The 18,762-nt window shown below is 31.3% G+C and carries 21 protein-coding genes and 1 other RNA gene; 6 read left to right on the forward strand and 16 right to left on the reverse strand.

From position 1 onward, the window contains the following. Positions 1-26 precede the first annotated feature (26 nt). Positions 27-2,141, reverse strand: a complete 2,115-nt coding sequence (locus B0A81_RS00255; RefSeq protein ID WP_089056137.1) for an outer membrane beta-barrel family protein — start codon at positions 2,139-2,141, stop codon at positions 27-29. A gap of 134 nt (positions 2,142-2,275) precedes the next feature. Between B0A81_RS00255 and B0A81_RS00260 the strand changes: the two genes are divergently transcribed. Together B0A81_RS00260 and B0A81_RS00265 are read left to right on the forward strand one after the other, a co-directional pair. Continuing rightward, positions 2,276-3,634 carry a sensor histidine kinase gene (locus tag B0A81_RS00260; RefSeq protein WP_089056138.1) on the forward strand — a complete coding sequence of 453 codons (1,359 nt, stop codon included), beginning with the start codon at positions 2,276-2,278 and terminating at the stop codon, positions 3,632-3,634. Between the two features lie 10 nt (positions 3,635-3,644). After that, the gene (locus B0A81_RS00265) at positions 3,645-4,334 is read left to right on the forward strand and encodes a response regulator transcription factor (RefSeq protein WP_089056139.1); all 690 of its coding nucleotides are present in this window, start codon (positions 3,645-3,647) and stop codon (positions 4,332-4,334) included. Positions 4,335-4,366: 32 nt separating this feature from the next. On the opposite strand, the gene B0A81_RS00270 is transcribed toward B0A81_RS00265, so the two are convergent. The 4 genes from B0A81_RS00270 to rnpB form a co-directional block, all read right to left on the reverse strand. After that, positions 4,367-4,909: a hypothetical protein gene (locus B0A81_RS00270; protein ID WP_089056140.1), complete on the reverse strand. Its 543-nt coding sequence runs from the start codon at positions 4,907-4,909 to the stop codon at positions 4,367-4,369. A gap of 90 nt (positions 4,910-4,999) precedes the next feature. Then, positions 5,000-5,968: a ketopantoate reductase family protein gene (locus B0A81_RS00275; protein ID WP_244281186.1), complete on the reverse strand. Its 969-nt coding sequence runs from the start codon at positions 5,966-5,968 to the stop codon at positions 5,000-5,002. Positions 5,969-6,034: 66 nt separating this feature from the next. Then, positions 6,035-7,285 carry a cation:dicarboxylate symporter family transporter gene (locus B0A81_RS00280; RefSeq protein ID WP_089056141.1) on the reverse strand — a complete coding sequence of 417 codons (1,251 nt, stop codon included), beginning with the start codon at positions 7,283-7,285 and terminating at the stop codon, positions 6,035-6,037. A 32-nt stretch (positions 7,286-7,317) separates the two neighbouring features. Beyond that, an RNA gene (rnpB, locus tag B0A81_RS00285) (RNase P RNA component class A) lies at positions 7,318-7,637 on the reverse strand. Positions 7,638-7,762: 125 nt separating this feature from the next. On the opposite strand from rnpB, the gene B0A81_RS00290 reads away from it, so the two are divergent. Then, positions 7,763-8,056 carry an SH3 domain-containing protein gene (locus B0A81_RS00290; RefSeq protein WP_089056142.1) on the forward strand — a complete coding sequence of 98 codons (294 nt, stop codon included), beginning with the start codon at positions 7,763-7,765 and terminating at the stop codon, positions 8,054-8,056. A 225-nt stretch (positions 8,057-8,281) separates the two neighbouring features. Here the strand turns inward: B0A81_RS00290 and B0A81_RS00295 are convergent, their stop codons facing one another. The 4 genes from B0A81_RS00295 to B0A81_RS00310 form a co-directional block, all read right to left on the reverse strand. Continuing rightward, on the reverse strand, positions 8,282-8,575 hold the full coding sequence (locus B0A81_RS00295) for a type II toxin-antitoxin system RelE/ParE family toxin (protein ID WP_089056143.1): 294 nt from the start codon (positions 8,573-8,575) through the stop codon (positions 8,282-8,284). Continuing rightward, positions 8,568-8,816, reverse strand: coding sequence for a type II toxin-antitoxin system ParD family antitoxin (locus B0A81_RS00300; protein ID WP_089056144.1), 249 nt, complete (start codon positions 8,814-8,816; stop codon positions 8,568-8,570). The genes B0A81_RS00295 and B0A81_RS00300 overlap by 8 nt, the downstream gene beginning before the upstream one ends. 99 nt (positions 8,817-8,915) lie before the next feature. Further along, the gene (locus B0A81_RS00305) at positions 8,916-9,365 is read right to left on the reverse strand and encodes a nuclear transport factor 2 family protein (RefSeq protein WP_089056145.1); all 450 of its coding nucleotides are present in this window, start codon (positions 9,363-9,365) and stop codon (positions 8,916-8,918) included. A 57-nt stretch (positions 9,366-9,422) separates the two neighbouring features. Further along, positions 9,423-10,217, reverse strand: coding sequence for a peptidase (locus tag B0A81_RS00310; RefSeq protein ID WP_089056146.1), 795 nt, complete (start codon positions 10,215-10,217; stop codon positions 9,423-9,425). Between the two features lie 108 nt (positions 10,218-10,325). Between B0A81_RS00310 and B0A81_RS00315 the strand changes: the two genes are divergently transcribed. Then, positions 10,326-10,982: a hypothetical protein gene (locus tag B0A81_RS00315; RefSeq protein ID WP_123922143.1), complete on the forward strand. Its 657-nt coding sequence runs from the start codon at positions 10,326-10,328 to the stop codon at positions 10,980-10,982. Positions 10,983-11,042: 60 nt separating this feature from the next. Further along, a complete protein-coding gene (dnaX, locus tag B0A81_RS00320; protein WP_089056148.1) occupies positions 11,043-12,128 on the forward strand; it encodes a DNA polymerase III subunit gamma/tau in 1,086 nt (361 codons plus the stop codon). Positions 12,129-12,201: 73 nt separating this feature from the next. Here dnaX and B0A81_RS21585 read toward each other — a convergent pair whose 3' ends face one another. Next, entirely contained in the window at positions 12,202-12,369 is a 168-nt protein-coding gene (locus B0A81_RS21585) for a hypothetical protein (RefSeq protein ID WP_165768023.1), read from the reverse strand. Here B0A81_RS21585 and B0A81_RS00325 point away from each other — a divergent pair. Then, positions 12,353-12,796: a DNA polymerase III subunit gamma/tau gene (locus B0A81_RS00325; RefSeq protein WP_165768024.1), complete on the forward strand. Its 444-nt coding sequence runs from the start codon at positions 12,353-12,355 to the stop codon at positions 12,794-12,796. The two genes, B0A81_RS21585 and B0A81_RS00325, sit on opposite strands and share 17 nt — an antisense overlap. A gap of 77 nt (positions 12,797-12,873) precedes the next feature. On the opposite strand, the gene B0A81_RS00330 is transcribed toward B0A81_RS00325, so the two are convergent. The 6 genes from B0A81_RS00330 to B0A81_RS00355 form a co-directional block, all read right to left on the reverse strand. Continuing rightward, complete coding sequence (locus B0A81_RS00330) at positions 12,874-13,452, reverse strand: NAD(P)H-dependent oxidoreductase (protein WP_089056150.1); 579 nt, start codon at positions 13,450-13,452, stop codon at positions 12,874-12,876. Between the two features lie 132 nt (positions 13,453-13,584). After that, entirely contained in the window at positions 13,585-14,145 is a 561-nt protein-coding gene (locus tag B0A81_RS00335) for a Crp/Fnr family transcriptional regulator (RefSeq protein ID WP_089056151.1), read from the reverse strand. Positions 14,146-14,167: 22 nt separating this feature from the next. Beyond that, positions 14,168-14,740 (reverse strand): TMEM175 family protein, encoded by a 573-nt coding sequence (locus tag B0A81_RS00340; RefSeq protein ID WP_089056152.1) that lies wholly within the window; start codon positions 14,738-14,740, stop codon positions 14,168-14,170. Positions 14,741-14,874: 134 nt separating this feature from the next. Next, positions 14,875-15,765, reverse strand: coding sequence for a Ppx/GppA phosphatase family protein (locus tag B0A81_RS00345; protein WP_089056153.1), 891 nt, complete (start codon positions 15,763-15,765; stop codon positions 14,875-14,877). 33 nt (positions 15,766-15,798) lie between these two features. Further along, positions 15,799-17,880: a polyphosphate kinase 1 gene (gene ppk1, locus B0A81_RS00350; RefSeq protein WP_089056154.1), complete on the reverse strand. Its 2,082-nt coding sequence runs from the start codon at positions 17,878-17,880 to the stop codon at positions 15,799-15,801. Positions 17,881-17,885: 5 nt separating this feature from the next. Continuing rightward, positions 17,886-18,371: a SixA phosphatase family protein gene (locus B0A81_RS00355; RefSeq protein ID WP_089056155.1), complete on the reverse strand. Its 486-nt coding sequence runs from the start codon at positions 18,369-18,371 to the stop codon at positions 17,886-17,888. Between the last annotated feature and the right edge of the window lie 391 nt (positions 18,372-18,762).

Genomic DNA, 18,762 nt, shown 5'->3' on the forward strand with positions numbered 1-18,762 from the left:
CTTGAATTTTCAAGGTTTTTTCTTTTTTATTTAACTCTGCTTTCGTTCTCATCAATACTTTTTCCTTTAAACTCACTTTCTTTCACTTTTCCAAAAGAGTACTTTAACGCAATCGAAATTTCATGAGAATCCACTACATATCGTGCTTTCGAACTGACAGCATTAATGGTGAAATTCTCCGTTCTAATCGTGTTTTTAAAAATATTATTCCAGCTTAAAGTACAACTCCATTTCTTAAAAAAGGTTTTCGAAACTGCCATATCAACAACAAACATTGGGTTTCTTTCAAAAACACCAACTTTCTGTTTTGTCAATCCCCAAAAATTCAACACAAAATTATATTCCTTTGAGAGCTTAAATTCATTATTGGAGTAATAATAAAAATAGGGTTTCGAAGTCATAAATACTGCGGAAGGATCTTCGATTTTCTCTAAAATAAAAATCAGTGAATTACTCGTTGTCCAAAACTTATAAGTAAAAGGCAATTCAAAATCAAGATTAAAACCAGTTTCTTTATCAAAATTCACATCTTTAAAAGTCATTATATTATTCTGTTCATCAAACGTAAAACTGTTATAAACTGTATTTGTATTTTTATAATAACTCAATTTAACCGTTTTATCGTGATACTGAAAAGTCGAGGAAATTTCATTGATCATTGTGGGATCTAAAAATATATTTCTGGCATACAAAAAATATGGATTTATATATGTAGCTCCCTGACTTAAAGACGAATAATTGGGTCTTGATATACTTTTTGAATAGTTTACACTAATACTTTTTGTGCTGTCAATTGGAAATGTGAATTGTGCTTTTGGAAAGAATTTCGTGTAATTTTTATCAACCAAAGGCAATAAATCACTTTTAAACTTTCCGTTAACATTCGTATTTTCAACTCTGACTCCAAATGAGAAATCAACCTTTTTAATCTTTCCTGAAAACTGACTGTATCCTGCCAAATTCTGTTCTTTGAAATCATAATTACTTATTTCATCAACACCCGTTTTATAATAAAAAATATCAATATCCGATTTTGAATCTGCAGATGAATACAATCCTCCAATTTCTAATTTCAGATCATTTTTAAACTTTTTCTCTGTATCAACTCTTCCCGAAAAAACATTCACTTTAAAATCTTGATCACGATTTTGAGACATCTCAAATTGCGTATTATTAAAATTATCTTGCACATTACTCCACGATTTTTGATCGAAATTCGAATATTGAAAACCACTAAAAATAAGCATATCAATTGCTTTAATTTTCTTAGAATAATTCAAAAATGCGTTTACAAAATTCTTGTCTCCTTCATTATCACTGTAAGTGATAACATTATTCTCTACATCTTTATTTTTATTATCTGTAATTGTATTTATAGGAAAAGTATCTGTCTGCAGTTTACTATTGATACTAAACGAGAAATAATCATCTTCGTTTATTTTATAAAACACACCGCCGCCAAAAATAAATTGTTTTCTTTTTGTTTGAGCTGTTACATCATATTTGGAAGCTATTTCTGCATTTGGAATTTGGTAATCGATACTGTGATTTTCCCACGGATTTAGACGATTATAATTGAAGTTTGCTTTCCATTCTAATTTATTCTTTTTAAAACTAGAATTAAATCCGAGGTAATTATTAAACTGTTTTTTAAAAGATGCTGTTTCAGAAATATCGGTTCTAAAACTATCTTTTTTACTAAACTTTCTTGTAATCAAAATCACAGATCTTCCTTCCGCTTCATATTTTGCAGATGGATTTTGAATAATTTCGATAGTTTTAATATCGGCTGGAGCCAAAGCATTCAAATCATTCATTCCCACTTTTTGGTTGTCAATATAAATCAGCGGACTTCCTTTGCCTACAACTGTAATAGTTTCTTTATCTGGACTCACTAAAACGGTTGGTAATTTTGCCAGCAAATCGACTGTATTTGGAATTGAATTGTAAATAGAATTTGCAACGTCAACTTTTATATTTCCGTTTGAGTTTGTAAAAGTCTTTTTATTCTGATTGATAACAACTTCGTTCAATTGATTTGAAATAGAGTCTTTTGGAGTTTCACTCTGTGCATTTGCAGCAAATGAAAGACAAAAAAGCAAAAGTGCAATAAGGAGTTTTAATGGCAAATAAAGGTTCATTTTTAGTTTTTTGTTTTGAGATGATGCAAAAATGCTTCTAAAAAAGAGTTATCAAGGTTAATTGAAGGTTAATGCTGAGTTAATGACTGGAATATCTCACAAAAGCAGTATTTTTGAAGTGAATTTTTAAGTTTATGAAGCAAAGAATCAATTTATTAATAACGCTTTCTGTTGTCGCACTACTTGTCTTGTCGACAGTACAATGTTATTTGGTCAAAACTGCTTACGATTATAAAGTGGCGCAGTTTCATACACAGATCAAGAATGAGATTGCTGCAATTACAAATAATTACAGTGACATTGACGCTGCTTTAGTTTCAAAAAAAGAAGCGCTTTACAAGAATTTATCGGAACAATATATTAAAGGCAAAAATTCTAAAATTGATATTAAAAAAGGCATTTTAGAAAGCAAATCTAATGATGCGTTAACACAGAAAATTCAACGAAAGTTTGAAAGAGATTTACCCAATTTCAAAATTGATTTTGCTATTGTTCTAAATAAATTTATCCTTTACAAAAACGCTAAAAAAAGAGATACAATTTTCTCTGAAAAGCCTTTTATACAAAATAAATTATACGGAAATCTGTCATCTTTAAATCATGCTTTTTTAGTTCGAAATTATGTTGGAACTACAAACGGAACTTTTGAAAATCAAGAATATAAATTACTTACCGAAGATTCGATGTATGTTTCGGTTATCGATTGGGAATTGATTATTTTAAAACGAATGGCTTTTATTCTCGCTTTATCATTATTGTCAATTCTTACATTAATTTCGCTTTTTGTAATTGCACTTAAAGCTTTAATTAAACAGAAAAAGGTAAGTGATGTAAAAACAGATTTCATCAATAATATTACACACGAACTTAAAACTCCTTTAGCAACTTTGGGTATTTCAACCAAAATTTTGGAACAAAAAAACATTCGTGACAACGATGAGAATTTCAACTCAATTGTCAATACAATTTCACGTCAGAACAATCGTCTTCAAAATTTGATTGATCAAGTTATGGCAAATTCTTTGGCTGAAAATGAAATCGAATTGCAAAAGGAAAAAATTGAAACTGAGAATTTCCTTCAGATAATTGTCGATGATTTTAAAATTGCTTTTCCAAAAATCAACCTTAAAACTGACTTTCAAACTCAGAAAACGATTTTAGTTCTGGATAAATTTCATTTAACAACAGCTCTTTTAAATGTTTTAGAAAATGCGGTAAAATATGGTTCGAACACGATTACTGTAAGAACAAAAATCGTAGAAAATCAGTTTTCTATCTGTTTTGAAGATGACGGAATTGGAATTGCAAAAAACAAACAATCACTTCTTTTTGATAAATTTTATCGTGTAGAACAAGGAAATCTTCACAATACAAAAGGCTTGGGTTTAGGACTATATTATGTTGATCAAATCGTAAAAGCACATCAGGGCTCTGTTAACGTTATTAGTGATTTAGGAAAAGGAACTCAGTTTACAATTTTATTAAAAGTTTAATTACCATATTTTGAAAAAATTACTTTTAGCTGAAGACGATTTTGACTTTGCAGCGATTTTAAAACAATATTTAGAGCTTCATCAATTTGAAGTAACCTGGGCAGAAAATGGCGAAATAGCTTTAGATCATTTTAAAAACCAGACTTTCGATATTTGTATTCTTGATGTCATGATGCCCAAATTGGACGGGTTTTCATTGGCTGAAAAAATGATTACAATAAATCCCGAGACTCCTTTTATTTTTCTAACTGCAAGAAAGTTAAAAGAAGACAAAATCATTGGATTAAAACTTGGCGCTGACGACTATATAGCAAAACCTTTTGAAGTCGACGAGCTGATTCTGCGTTTGCAGAACATATTGAAGAGACTCGAGCAAAAGAGAAGCCTAGAAGGAAATAATACAATTGAAATTGGTTCGTATATTTTTGATAACGAACGTTTAACTCTTAATAATAGAAATCACGTTCAACAGCTCACAGAAAAAGAAGCTTCACTTATTGAATATTTATATCTTAACCATAATCAGCTGTTAAAAAGAGAACAAATTTTAATGTCTGTTTGGAAAAAAGACGATTATTTTTCTGGACGAAGCATGGATGTTTTTATCAGCAGACTTAGAAAATATTTTAATTCAGATCCAAAAATCAGTATTGAAAGCGTTCGAAGTATTGGCTTAGAGTTTAAAATAGAAAAACCTTGATAAAATCAAGGTTTTTCTATTTTAAACGAGCTTTATTTTCCAATTACCCAGCCTAAGGTGAAATTTATGATTGGAACAAATTCCGTGTCATATTCGTCAAAATTCACTCCCGGTCCAGCATTAAATTCTAAATTAAATCTTCCTTTATACGTACGCTGCAATCCCCAAAGGGCGCCAAGCGTAAACGAAGAAGAAGCTTCTCTATAATTATCATTTGTAGAAATCGAACCAAAACTATAAACTGCATTTGCGGCTAAATAATTCCCTGAATTTCTTGCTGTTCTTTTTCCTTTCTCTGCTCTTTTTTCAAGATTATAATAATGACGAAACTGTTCATTAATAGTAGGATAAATGGCAAAATTCGAATTGTTCGAATTGGCTTGAAAACCTAAACCTAAACTTGCTTCAGAATACAAGGTGTTTTTAGAATTAAATCCGTGTTCATAAACGAATCCCGGAAGCAATAAATTAATTTTAAACTGATGTTTTGCTACTGCAGTTGGAGCATCGTCTTGCGCATTAACTGCATTTATAAAAAGAACAGAAAGTAATAGAAATAGGTAATTTTTCTTCATTGGTTATTTTAAATTGGTTTGGGCAAAAATAACATTAAAAACATACCACAGCTTAAAAAAGTAAATTATTTTCTTACAGATATAATCGTATTATTTAATTAAAATAGCAGCAATCTTTTCGTAAAGAGGCGTTTTTACACAATATTTTCTTCCTTCATTAACAACAAACTGTGTGAGCGAAACTGCTTCCGTATTTTTACCTGCGATTAAATCTCTGTGCATAGATGATGTTGCTTCTCTTGGAGATTTCTCTAACTTTACAATAGTTTGCGCAACAATATCTTCTGGTAATTTTAGACCTTTTGCCTGCGCCACGTCTTCGATTTCATGAAGCAGTTCAATATAAATTACTTTAGATTCTAAATTATGCAGTATCTCACCAATATTCTGATTTAAATAAGAAGTTACCGAGGCTAATGCCGAAATAAAAATAAACTTCTCCCAAACCGTTTCTTCAATATTTGCAACTAAGTAGCTTTCTATTTTTGCTTTTTTGAAGATGTTTTGCAGCTCTTCTAGTTTTGAAAATGGTGCGGTTTTAGAACCAAAAAATAACTTTTCGTAAAAGCCAATTTTACGAATTGTTCCGGGTGAAAAGATCATCGAGATAATATAAACACAACCTTGTAAAACTTCATTTTCGGGAAATATATTTTGGATTCTTTCCTGCGCGTCTACTCCATTATACAATGGTAAAATCACCGTTTCCTTCTTAATAGATTTTTTCAAAGACGTTAAACTTTCTTCAATATCATACGTTTTGGTCGCACAAATTAAATAATCTAATTCGCCAATTTCGTCAGGATTATTTGAAACTAAACTAGGAAAAACAATTGTTTCAGAATCATCTGTTACAATTTTCAATCCGTTTTCGGTAATCGCTTTTTGAGTTTCACCGCGTGCAATAAAAACCACTTCAACATCTTCAGACTTATAATATTCTTTCGCTAAAAGTCCGCCAAAATAGCCGCCAACGCCGCCAAGTCCTAAAATTCCAATTCTTTTCATAGCCTTTTTTTTATCACTAATTACACCACTTATAACGCGTAATTTTGTCATTTCGAGGAACGAGAAATCACACTTGTAATTCGACAAAGAAAACCGTTTCTCACCTGAGCACTTATATTATTCTTCCAAAACAGGATTCAAATCAAGCTCTGTAAAATCTCTTTCGGTTTTCGAAATTATAATTGTCGCGACCGTATTTCCAATTAAGTTGGTAATGGCTCTGGCTTCACTCATAAATTTGTCAACTCCTAATAGAAACGCTAAACCTTCAACTGGTATTTTATGAAGTGCTGTTAAAGTAGAGGCTAAAACAATAAATCCGCTTCCGGTAACACCTGCGGCACCTTTTGAAGTAATCATTAAAATACCAATAACAGTTAAAATTTCAAAGAAACTCAAGTGCACATCATACAATTGTGCCAAAAATATAACTGACATTGATAAGTAAATCGACGTTCCATCGAGATTAAAAGAATATCCTGTTGGAATCACCAATCCTACGACCGATTTACTGCAGCCCATTTGCTCTAGTTTCACCAAAATACTTGGCAAAGCAGCTTCTGAAGATGATGTTCCTAAAACTAATAAAAGTTCTTCTTTAATATATTTTAAAATCGAAAGTATACTTATTTTATAATAACGCAGAATGCTTCCTAAAATTAGAAAAACAAACAACGCCATCGTTAAATAAACACAAAGCATTAATTTCCCGAGTGGAATTAAAGTTCCTAATCCAAATTTTCCAATTGTATAAGCCATTCCGCCAAAAGCACCAATTGGCGCGAGATACATAACATATTTTAAACCGAAGAAAACGACATTTGAAAACCGTTCTAAAACTAGAATAGTTTGTTCTCTCTTTTTATAAAAATTTAAAGCGATTCCGCATACAATAGCCGCTAATAAAACCTGTAATGTAAAATTGGAAAGAAAAAACTCCAGCCATGAAAAATCTTTTGCAGCACCATTTGTATATTGACTTGCGTCGCCTAAAGTTAATCCTGATTTATCAATTTTTCCGGGTTTAAAAATATAAGCAACTGCAACGCCAATTGCTAAAGCTACAGTAGAAACAACTTCAAAATAAGCTAAAGCTTTCACGCCAATTCGTCCTACTTTCTTCAAATTACCCATTCCAGAAATTCCCAAAACAATCGTCAGAAAAATAATCGGGCCAATAAACAACTTGATAAGACTTATAAATTTCGCTCCTAAAATTTCCATTTTCACACCATTTTCAGGCGAAAAATGTCCGAGTAAAATACCCGCAATAATTGCTATTAAAACCCAAAAAGTAAGATTTGTAATTATGGCATTAAAAAGGCTTTTTTTTGCCTTTGAAGAAGATTTTGGAGCGGTTATATTCATGAAAACAGGTTAGTAGAGTTTCACAAATATATAAAAAAAGCAGACCTATAAGCCGGATTCTGTCCTTGATAAATCAAGGCCTTATCATTTATCTAGATTCCGAATTACTTCGAAACTCGAGCTACCTACCCTTCAACAACGGACGAGAAGCCCTTAAATGTTGATATACTTGGTATTTCACCGCATAGAGTTTACCTGGTTTCACTACAGCATTACCTGTACATACTTTCTGTTGCACTTGTCCTAATCCCGACAGCTATCAGGACCGACGGGTGTTACCCGCTATGCTTCTCTATGGTGTCCGGACTTTCCTCTCCCCACCGTAGCGGGCAGCGATAAGGCGGTCTGCGCTGCAAAAGTAGCGATTTATGAGCTAAGAATAATGATTTTAAATTTCTGTTTTTATGAGTTTTATCATAACTTTTTAATTTTAAAATAGTTATCTTTAAAATTCGATAATTTTTAAATTGAAATATTATGATTAGGATGTATCACTACGCAACTGTTTCAAAAGCTTTAGATCAATTGCATGAAAAAGGGTTTACGTGCGATTTTAATCTCAACTCAGACATTCTTAAAAAAAATCCTGAGAAATTTGAAATTGTACATGTGTATCGATACGAAGGGGAATCAGACCCAGGCGATGAGGCAGTTGTATACGGAATTAAGTCCAGTAATGGCAAAAAAGGTGTTTTTGTAGCAGGTTTTTCTGCCGATGCAGATCAGGAAACCACTAAACTTTTATTTGATTTAAGCATTAAAGGAAGGTAATTTTCAGAAGTCAAAACCACCAGTCTTCTGTTCAATAAGGAAATTACGTTATCCATTTTAAAAGTAAAGGAATAACAATCTATGTCATCTTGAAGAATAAAGAATTTTCATTAGCAGCTCGCCGAAAAATTGGTTATTTACATTGCAGAGTTTCTTGCGAAGATTATACGTTCCTCGGGATGACATAAAAAAGAAGTTTATCTTAGTATTTTTTTTACAAAAGAATTAAAACTTACTTTTTAAATCCATTCTTCCATGAAGAATCCTAACAACTTCAATTTCGGTGTTTGAAATAATTTGATAAAAAAGAATATGCAGGTTTGATTTAAACCCAAATAAACTTTCTGCGACAGTATCATATTTTTTTCCAAGATTTGGATTCTCAGCCAATTCCTGACAAGAATCTAAAAGCAAAAGGTAATATTTATCAGCTTGATTTTCTGACCATTCATCAAAAGTATAATTCCAAATATCAGCTAAATCTTCAACAGCTTTATTTGTCAAATGATATTTAGCCATGTTTTCTATTTGCTTTTAAACTTTCAAGATGTTTTTTGGAATCAAAGTTCTCAGCACGTCCACTTTCAAGTCCTTCCTGAACAGCTTTTTTCAAAATAAGTAATTTATTCTCTTCTTCTTCTAAAAGACGTAATCCTGCTCTAACAACTTCACTTGCATTCTTAAACCTTCCCTCAGAAAGACTATTTTCAATGAAGTTTTCAAAATGATTTCCAAGCGATATTGATGTATTTCTTCCCATGATTTAACTTTCTATATTACAAAGTTACCAAAAATTGGTAATAAATAGTATCTAACTAGAAAAACGATATGATTTTTTCAATAAAAAGAAGGCTTTTTTTTATTCGTGCTGCCTTACATCATTATATTGCCAAAGTACATTTATAATTTTCCATTCGCCATTTATTTTTACAATATGCATATAATCTATCCATGCATCTGCAAGTAACTTCACTGACGCTGTTTTTGCAGAAACATCTAACAATTTTATTTCTTTTCTTGGATTCTTTGGAAATTTATCGCCTTTTACATTATAAGTTTCTGCCAGTATAACCATGTTTTCAGCAAAAAACTCAGAGATATAATCTTTCTGTGCCACTTTATTTCTAAAAACTGATCTTTTTACCATTCTAGGATGCAAGGCGCTTTCCATCAATTTTGGATTTGGATTATGCTGTGCTTCAATATATGCCAAAGCTGCTCGTTTAATTTCTAACGTATCTTGAGCGGTTTGTGCTTGATTTTTAAAAGAACTAATTATAATTACTAAGAGTATTAAATATTTTTTCATGTAAAATGGGATTACGATTTATTATCTAAAACATTCTAAAGTTGTTACTAATAGAAATTAACTTCCAAGTTTTCCATAACGTTGTTGTTCTGAAAAATACAGAATTACTTTATTTCCGTTTTTTTCGTACGGATAAAATAATTCATAATAACCATTATGCGAACTGTAACGCAATTCGTTGCTTCCTTTCTCAAAAACACTTTTCAAATAATCTCTCTCTTCTTTTGTAGTTTGATAAATATAACGCTGCTTTTGTGGATGAATCGAGTCTTTCAAATTTCCTTCATAATAATCACTAAAGCCCAAATAAACCTGAGAGCCTTTAACTGAATCTTTTACAATCACAGTAACATTGGGAAAATTTTTATCTGTCTTAGACAAAATGTCCAAAATATCAGCAGTCTCTTTTATATAGCTTTCAGAAAAACTATAATTTACTAATTTATCGCTATTCGCTTTATTAATTGCAATAATTGATTCAGCCGATTTAATCAATCGCTTTTCCTTTTTAGCCGAGGTCAAATAATCTCCGCCAAATAAAATAATAGCAATCAGGGGAAAAATCAAAATCAAAGTCAAAAACCGCAATCTATTTGATTTATCATTCACTGCATCTAGATTATGTTTTTCAGCAATTCTGGTCAAATTAAACATTAAATTGATAATCAGAGAACCAACCATCAAAGCAAGAATTCCTAAAATACTTAGATAAAATGTCTCGGTCATATTCTCTTTAAAAACTTTTAAGCCAAAAACCTGAATGGTTATAAAAGTAAATACCCAATACACTAATAAAAGTATTGATGTGATTCCAATAATATTGCTGAATCTAACTATTTGTTTTGCGTTCATGAAATATCAAATTAATATTTTTGTTAATTGGTCATTTTAGTTTCGGATTAAAAATAACACATTTTTTATTACAAAAATTTAATTATTATTGTATTCAAAATCAACTTTATGAAGTTTAGATACATTTTTGTTTTTGCATTCTTTTTTATTTGCACGAATTCTTTTTCATGTGACTGTAACCCAATTGACCGAGAAAATATGGTAGAAATAGGATTAAAGTATGAAATTGTATTTTATGGAGAAGTTACAAAAGTAGATTCAATAAACAGAATATATACTTTTAGAATCGTAGAACTCTTTAAAGGAAAATACAATTCTCTATTCATTACGCAAAAGTATTCTGGTAATTGTTCTATTATTCCATCCCTAAAACAACTTTGGATTGTTTATGCTAATTTTAATAACGATAAAACTATCGAAGTGAGTAGTTGTTCTCCAAGTACTGGTTTTAAACCCTATGGGAGCGACTCCATGCCTTCTCCACCAGAAATAGAAATGTCACAAAAGACAGATAATCAAATAAAATCATTGTCTTTTTATGTCTGGGATCTGAAATTTGAAAATCGAAATTTACAAGATTGGATTTATCAAATAGAGAAATTAAGAGTATATAAAAAATCTCAAAAAGAAATTTCTGATAAAGAAAAAAACGAGACTAAACTTGAAACATACAACAGATATATCATCATATCTTTGATAGTCAACATCGTATTATTTCTAAGTTTGATTTTTGTAATTTTAAAGAAAAAGAATTTCGTCAAATAAGCAAAATCGACTTTAAACAACGAAACAAAAGTCATATATTTGCTATCGAATAAAAAGAATATGGAACAATTTGTAGTATCGGCTCGTAAGTATCGCCCGCAGACCTTTAAGGATGTTGTGGGACAAAAAGCCATTACAAACACTTTGTTGAATGCTATTGACAGTAATCACCTTGCTTCTGCTCTTTTATTCACAGGACCGCGTGGAGTTGGAAAAACTACTTGTGCACGTATTTTGGCTCGAAAAATAAATCAGCCTGGATATGACGATCCTAATGAAGATTTTGCATTTAATGTTTTTGAGTTAGATGCCGCTTCAAACAACTCGGTTGATGATATTCGAAGCCTTATTGATCAGGTCCGAATCCCGCCGCAAACCGGACAATACAAAGTTTATATTATTGACGAGGTTCATATGTTGTCTTCGGCTGCTTTTAATGCTTTTCTTAAAACATTAGAAGAACCGCCAAAGCATGCTATTTTTATTTTAGCGACAACAGAAAAACACAAAATCATTCCGACGATTTTATCTCGTTGTCAGATATTTGATTTTAAAAGAATTACGGTAAAAGATGCTAAAGAACATTTAGCAGATGTTGCTCAAAGTCAAGGAATCAATTTTGAAGACGATGCTTTGCACATTATTGCTCAAAAGGCTGATGGCGCAATGCGTGATGCTTTATCTATTTTTGACCGTGTGGTTTCATATTGCGGAACTAACTTGACACGTCAGGCTGTAACTGAGAATCTAAACGTATTAGATTACGAAACCTACATAAGTATTACTGATTTGATTTTGGAAAACAAAATTCCAGATCTTTTAATGGCTTACAACGATATCTTATCAAAAGGTTTTGATGGGCATCATTTTATTGCTGGATTAGCCTCTCATTTTAGAGACTTATTGGTTAGCAAAACTCCTGCAACTATTTCCTTATTAGAAGTTGGAGAACAAGCACAGCAAATGTATGGCGTTCAATCTCAAAAATGCTCTCAAGAATTTTTATTAAAAGGAATTGATATTGCAAATGACTGCGATTTAAAATATAAATTGAGTCAGAATCAACGTCTTTTAGTCGAATTATGCTTGATGCAACTTGCCTCTATCAACTTTGATGGAGAAAAAAAAAAGTTGAGCAATACATAATCCCTCCTACTTATTATAAAAACGGAAGTTTTTCTATTGTTGAAGTTCCAAGTCAAAAGTCAAAAGTCGAAAGTCAGACTGAAACTTCAAAAACGGAAGAAAAAGTCAATAATAATTCTGCTGCCATAAATACGGCTGTTCCAGAAACTCCGAAAATTGAAACTCCGAAGATTGAAACTCCAAGAGCCGAAACTGGTGGTGAAGCAAAGGTTTCTGCATTTTCTTTGGCTAGTATTCGCAAGAAGAAAGAACTTGAACAAAGCACTAAATCTTATGTAAAACCAACATCTGTTTTTCCTACTGAAGAGTTTACCGAAACCGAAATGCTTGTGCAATGGAATAAATATGCAGAGCGTTTGGGTCAAAAAGGTTTAAAGATCATGGAGTCGATCTTATTAATCAACGATCCGGTTTTAAGTGGAACCAACATCACTTACGAACTTCCGAACGAAGGTTCTAAACTAGAATTCGAAAGTCAGATGAATGCACTTTTAGGACATCTAAGAGGTCATCTTCACAATCACGACATCACAATTGAAGTAATTGTAAATGAAAAACTCGAGATTAAAAGAAGTTTCAACGACCAAGACAAATACAATCGTTTACATGAAATAAATCCAAACATTGAGCTTTTACGTTCAACATTTGGATTGGATTTACCTGGATAATTTTATACTCTTTTCGCTGCAAATTTATACGAATTGTTTTTACATGAAATAAAAAACAGCAATTAACTTTAGCAGCATTATTTATTTAGAAATCCGAAATTATAAACTTTTTCAAGCCATTTATTTCTTTGACTTTCTTTTGCTGTTTTTATGATTCCGATATAACTTACTTTTACTGGTTTTACACCACAAAATTCTAAAGTTGATTTCTTTAATTGATTCACGCTTGGTCTTCCAAAAAACAATCTATAATACCAGCCAGGTTGATCAAGAGTTGTAATAATATGTGCCGTTTTTCCTTTTAATAATTTATCCCACCACACAGAATTTTCTCTGTACTGAAATGCCATTCCAGGTAAAAATAATCGATCAATAAAGCCTTTTGTAATTGCAGGAAGTCCGCCCCACCAAACGGGATGAATCCAAACTAAATGATCAGCTCTTTTAATTTTTTCCCACGATTCTAATAAATCCGGTTCTAGTTCTGTTCGTTTTTGATATCCGAATTTTAAATTTGGATTAAAATTCAGAGCTGCAATTGTAATTGTTTCCACCACTGCTCCAGAAGCTGATGCGCCTTTTTGATACTCGGCAGCAATGGCAAAATTAAAGCTGTCTGGATTTGGGTGTCCATTTATAATCAGTATTTTTCTCATGTTTTTCTTTTTTCAAAAATACTTTCTGCGGGTTTTCTTTTACTAGACAAATGTCCTAAAAAAACTAAATATAAATTTAATTCACAGCTTTACACCTAGATAAAGAACCTTCTTAGAATTTCTTAAAAGCGCTTACGAGACCGCTTTTCTAATTCGGCTTAAATGTCTTGGTGTAACTCCTAAATAGGATGCTAAATATTGTAACGGAATCAACTGAAGGTATTTTTGATGATTCCTAAAAAGTGCTTCATAACGTTCTGCACCAGATAATTTTTGAAAATCTACCATTCGTTTTTGAAGATTTACAAACTCCATTTCGGTTAACTTCCTGCCTATTTCCTGCCAGTTATAACTTGATTTATAAAGTTTTTCTAATGCATTTCGATCTAAAACCTGCAATTCTGTATCAACTAATGCTTGAATACTTTCTTCGGCTTTTTCTTGTGTTATGAAGCTGGCAAATGACGCCATAAAATCGTTTTCAAAAGCAAAACAATTGGTAATTTCATCACCTTTATGATTCATAAAAAAAGAACGTAGAATTCCTTTTTCTATAAATACTATTTCATTACAAATCTGATTTTCTTCTAGTAAAAAATCTCCTTTTTTGAGTTTTCTAAAAGTGATTAAATCATCTAAATGTGACAACTCTTCATTAGATAATTCCTGAATTGATTGAAAAACAGCTTTCATTTATAGTATTAAAATTACTCTTTTAAGAAAAAATTCTTTCAATTCTTTTATCTGGAATAAGCCATAACATTGCAACTATAAAATAAGCGGCTCCAGAAATAATAACATTATAAAATGAAGCTGCAATACCAATAACATATAAAACTGCTGAAGCTTTTCCTTTTAAATCTCTCCCTAAAGCTTTTGCCAACGCAGAATTTTTCCCTTCAACATCAAGAACTGTTTTTTGAAGAATTACATAAGAAATTGCGCAAAGCAGCAGAATAATTCCATACAAAGCCATTGCTGCTTTTTCGAAATTGTGTTCTCCCATCCAACCAGTTGAAACTGGAATTAAAGAAAGCCAAAATAGTAAATGCAGATTGCTCCAAAGAATTTTTCCGTTTACTTTTGATAAACCATGAATTAAATAGTGATGATTATTCCAGTAAATTCCAACGTAAATAAAACTCAAAATATAACTTAAAAACTTCGGAATAAGCGGTTTCAAGTCTGTAAATTCATGCCCTTGAGGTACCTTAATTTCCAAAATCATAATGGTGATAATGATTGCTAAAACACCATCACTAAAGGCTTCGAGTCTAGTTTTGTTCATTTAAATAAGTTTAAAATAATCTAAGTATCTTTTAAAAAGTTTGCCACGAATTACACAAATTTACTGGAATTACATTTTATAATGTAAATAAAAAAAATAGTGCAAATTTGTGTAATTTATGGCGAAAGAATAATTTATATTTTCCCGTAGTACATTGCTTTCACGATACCATCAGAAAGTCCAATTTTAGGAACGTAAATCTGGCGTGCTCCGCTCCATTTCATTGCATTAAGATAAATTCTTGTTGCGTGGATAATTACGTCGGCACGATCTGAATTCAATCCTAATTCAGCGATTCGTTGTTCGTAAGTAAGCGAATTTAAAAACGCGTATTGTGAATTAATGTAGATATATGACAGCGGTTTTTCTTGCTGTTTGCCAGACATTTTAAACAACTTATTGATGTTTCCGCCAGAACCTATAAGTGTTACTTCATCATAGTCTGCGGTATTAGTTTTGATCCATTTTTCAATTTCATCCCAAACTACATCGTGCACCATATTATTTAATAAACGAACGGTTCCTGCTTTAAAAGATCTAGAATTAATCAATTTCCCGTCAGAGAATAAAGTAAACTCGGTACTTCCACCTCCAACATCAACAAACAAATAGGTTTCATCTGTTTTTAGTAAATGAAGTAAATCTGTTGAAGCTATAATAGCCGCTTCTTTTTTACCATCAATAATCTCGATTTTAATGTCGGCTTTTTTCTTAATTAGAGCCACAACCTCTTTTGCATTGTATGCCTCGCGCATTGCCGAAGTTGCAAACGCCATATAGCGTTCTACTTTATGTACTTTCATCAAAAGATTGAATGCTTTCATAGCATCAACCATTCGATCTATATTTTCTTCTGAAATTTCACCTACTGTAAAGGCATCTTGTCCCAAACGAATTGGCACACGAACAAGTGAACTTTTGTTAAACTGCGGTTCTTTGCCATCTTGCTCTACAACATTCGATATCAGAAGCCTCATGGCATTTGATCCAATATCTATTGCTGCAAATTTCCTTATATTAATCATGCTCACTTTATGATTTGAAATTGTTTTCTATTATTATTGATTTACTTTTTGCGGAATTTCTTCGAACTTTTTAATTTTGTTTTGATAATATTTATAGGTTTCAAACTGCGCTCTAAATGATGCATGATGATTTCGAGGTTTGTACTTATTATCTAATTTATAAGAATGGTATCTTACTTTAACGTTTCCTTTCCAAGCAATATTAAAGTTATCGATTAATTCTTTTTTAATTTCAAGATCATAGATTGGACAGGTAACTTCTACTCTGCCGTCAAGATTACGTGTCATAAAATCGGCCGAAGAAATATACACTTCATTAAGTCCTGCGTTTCCAAAAATATAAACTCTTGAATGTTCTAAGTAATTATCGACGATACTAATAGCTTCAATATTTTCACTCATTCCAGGGATTCCAGGAATCAGAGAACAAATTCCTCTTACCTGCAGTTGAATTTTTACACCTGCATTACTGGCTTCATATAATTTATCGATCATTTTAAAATCAGATAAACTATTCATTTTTAACTTAATATGCGTTTTTCTTCCAGCTAAAGCATGAAGGATTTCACGATCAATAAGTTTAACAAATTTTGACCTTGTATAATGCGGCGATACTATTAAATGCTTGTATCTGTGTACTCTATAATTTATATCGAAAAATTCGAATATTTTGGTAACATCTTTCAAAATACCTTGATTACAGGTAAACAAAGTAACATCTGTATAAATTTTTGCTGTCGATTCATTGAAATTCCCTGTAGAAACAAAACCGTAACGACGTGTTTTTCCTTCTTCAAGTCTTTCTATAACGCATATTTTGCTATGTACTTTAAGACCTTTAATTCCAAAAATAAGCTCAATACCTTCGGTCTGCATCTGCTCTGCGTACGAAATATTGCTTGCTTCGTCAAAACGCGCTTGAAGCTCGATTTGAACCACTACTTTCTTTCCGTTTTTTGCAGCATTAATTAAAGAACTAATAATCTGCGAATTCTTAGCTAGACGATATAAAGTAATTTTGATACTGGTTACTTTTGGATCTAAAGCTGCTTCACGCAAGAATTTAGTTAAATAAGAAAATGACTGATAAGGAGCGTGTAATAAATAATCCTTTTTACTAATTTTTTCTAATATGCTTCCGCCAAGACTTAAACCTGGAATTGGCAGAGGTTCATTTGGTTTGTAAAGCAAATCATAGCGTCCTAAATTAGGAAAACTCATATAATCACGGCGATTATGATATCTTCCACCAGGAATTATACTATCTGTTTCAACAATTTTCATCTTATCTAAAAAGAACTGCAGAGTATCCTCTTCAATTAAATTATCATAGATAAAACGAACTGGCTCACCGATTCGGCGGTCTTTTACTGATGTTGCAATTTTCTCGAGCATACTTTTACTCAAATCACTGTCGATATCTAACTGAGCATCACGAGTAATCTTGATCATATGTGCTGAAACACTTTTATAATCAAATATGTTAAAGATGTTTTTTAAGTTGTAACGAATAACATCGTCAATTAAAATTACATACTGTTTCTCATCTTCAGATGGAAGAACAACAAATCTGTTTATCGTTTTTGGAATTTCTATAACAGCGTAACGTACTTCGTTGTTTGTCATTTCTAAACGAACGGCAAGATATCCTAAAGTGTCTTTTAAAACAGGGAATTCTGCCAAATCATTCAATATAATAGTTACCAATTCTGGACTTAATTTTTGCATAAAAAAGTCTTTCAGGAAACTTTCCTGATTTTTGGTAATTTGATCTTCGTTTATAATAAAAATATTCTCTGTTTCAAGTTCAGCTTCAATATTTCCTAGAATACGTAAGCTTTCTGATTGCTGCTGAATTACAATTTCTGTAATATCTTTAATTAATTGATGTGCCGAAACTCCGCCTAAATATTTTTCGCCAGAAATTCCAGAGAGACTCAATCTTCTTATTGCAGCATAACGAACTCTAAAAAACTCATCTAAATTGTTTGAAAAAATTCCAACAAAACGAAGTCTGTCTAAAAGTGGAACCGTATTATCACCCGCTTCCTGAAGTACTCTTGCGTTAAACGCTAACCAGCTTTTTTCTCTATCGATATATTTTTGTTCGTACACTATATTTATTTTAAATCTTTGGGGAAAATTGTTTTATGGGTTTTGCCTTTATTTATAGTATCCCAGCTTTCTGAATCAAACTGTAAAGATACAAAGCCTGAGGTTGGGACATTTTCTATAAAAACATCCCCAAATTTATTAACAAAATTTGTAATAGCCTCGTTATGTCCAAAAAGAATAACGCTTTCGAAACTATTATCACATGATTTAATAACCTTTTCGAGTTGTTTATCATCAAAAGTATAAAGGTCGTCTTTATAAACAATACTTTCTATAGGATATGAAATATTTTGTGCAAAAATTAATGCCGTTTCTGAAGCTCGTGCTGCGGTACTGCTCCAAATAATGTATGTTTTTGGAAGAAATTTAGAAATAGTAGAAGAAACATCATGCGCATCTAAAATTCCTCTTTTCATTAAAGGTCTATCGAAGTCTTTTAGAGGAGCTTCCCAACTTGACTTTGCATGACGTATTAAAATTAAATTTTTCATAAGCAGAAGTTTTGAAACCTCAAAAAGAGGTCATTATTTTTTTTAAGTTCTAATTTACAAAAGATATTTTAAACCTTCTCAATTTTTTATTAGTGTTAACATTTTAAGTAAATTTTAACAAGTATAATTGATCTTCAGAGCTTTCAAAACAAATAAAATCATTCTTAGGATTTTATTCCAAAAAATGTACTTCACCTATTAAACAATACAGTTCGTCGATATTTTGCAAATTGGTAAAATTTTAACTAAATAACTGATTATTAATCATTTACACCGTGTTTAAAAAATGATTTTAAGCCAAAAAGAGAAGAAATCATACTATTGAAATTGAAAAAATTTGGCAAAAAAAATATTTTTTTCATGCCTTTTTTAATAAAAAAAGAGCACTTAA

It is taken from the genome of Flavobacterium plurextorum (assembly GCF_002217395.1).
Taxonomy (GTDB): Bacteria; Bacteroidota; Bacteroidia; order Flavobacteriales; family Flavobacteriaceae; genus Flavobacterium; species Flavobacterium plurextorum.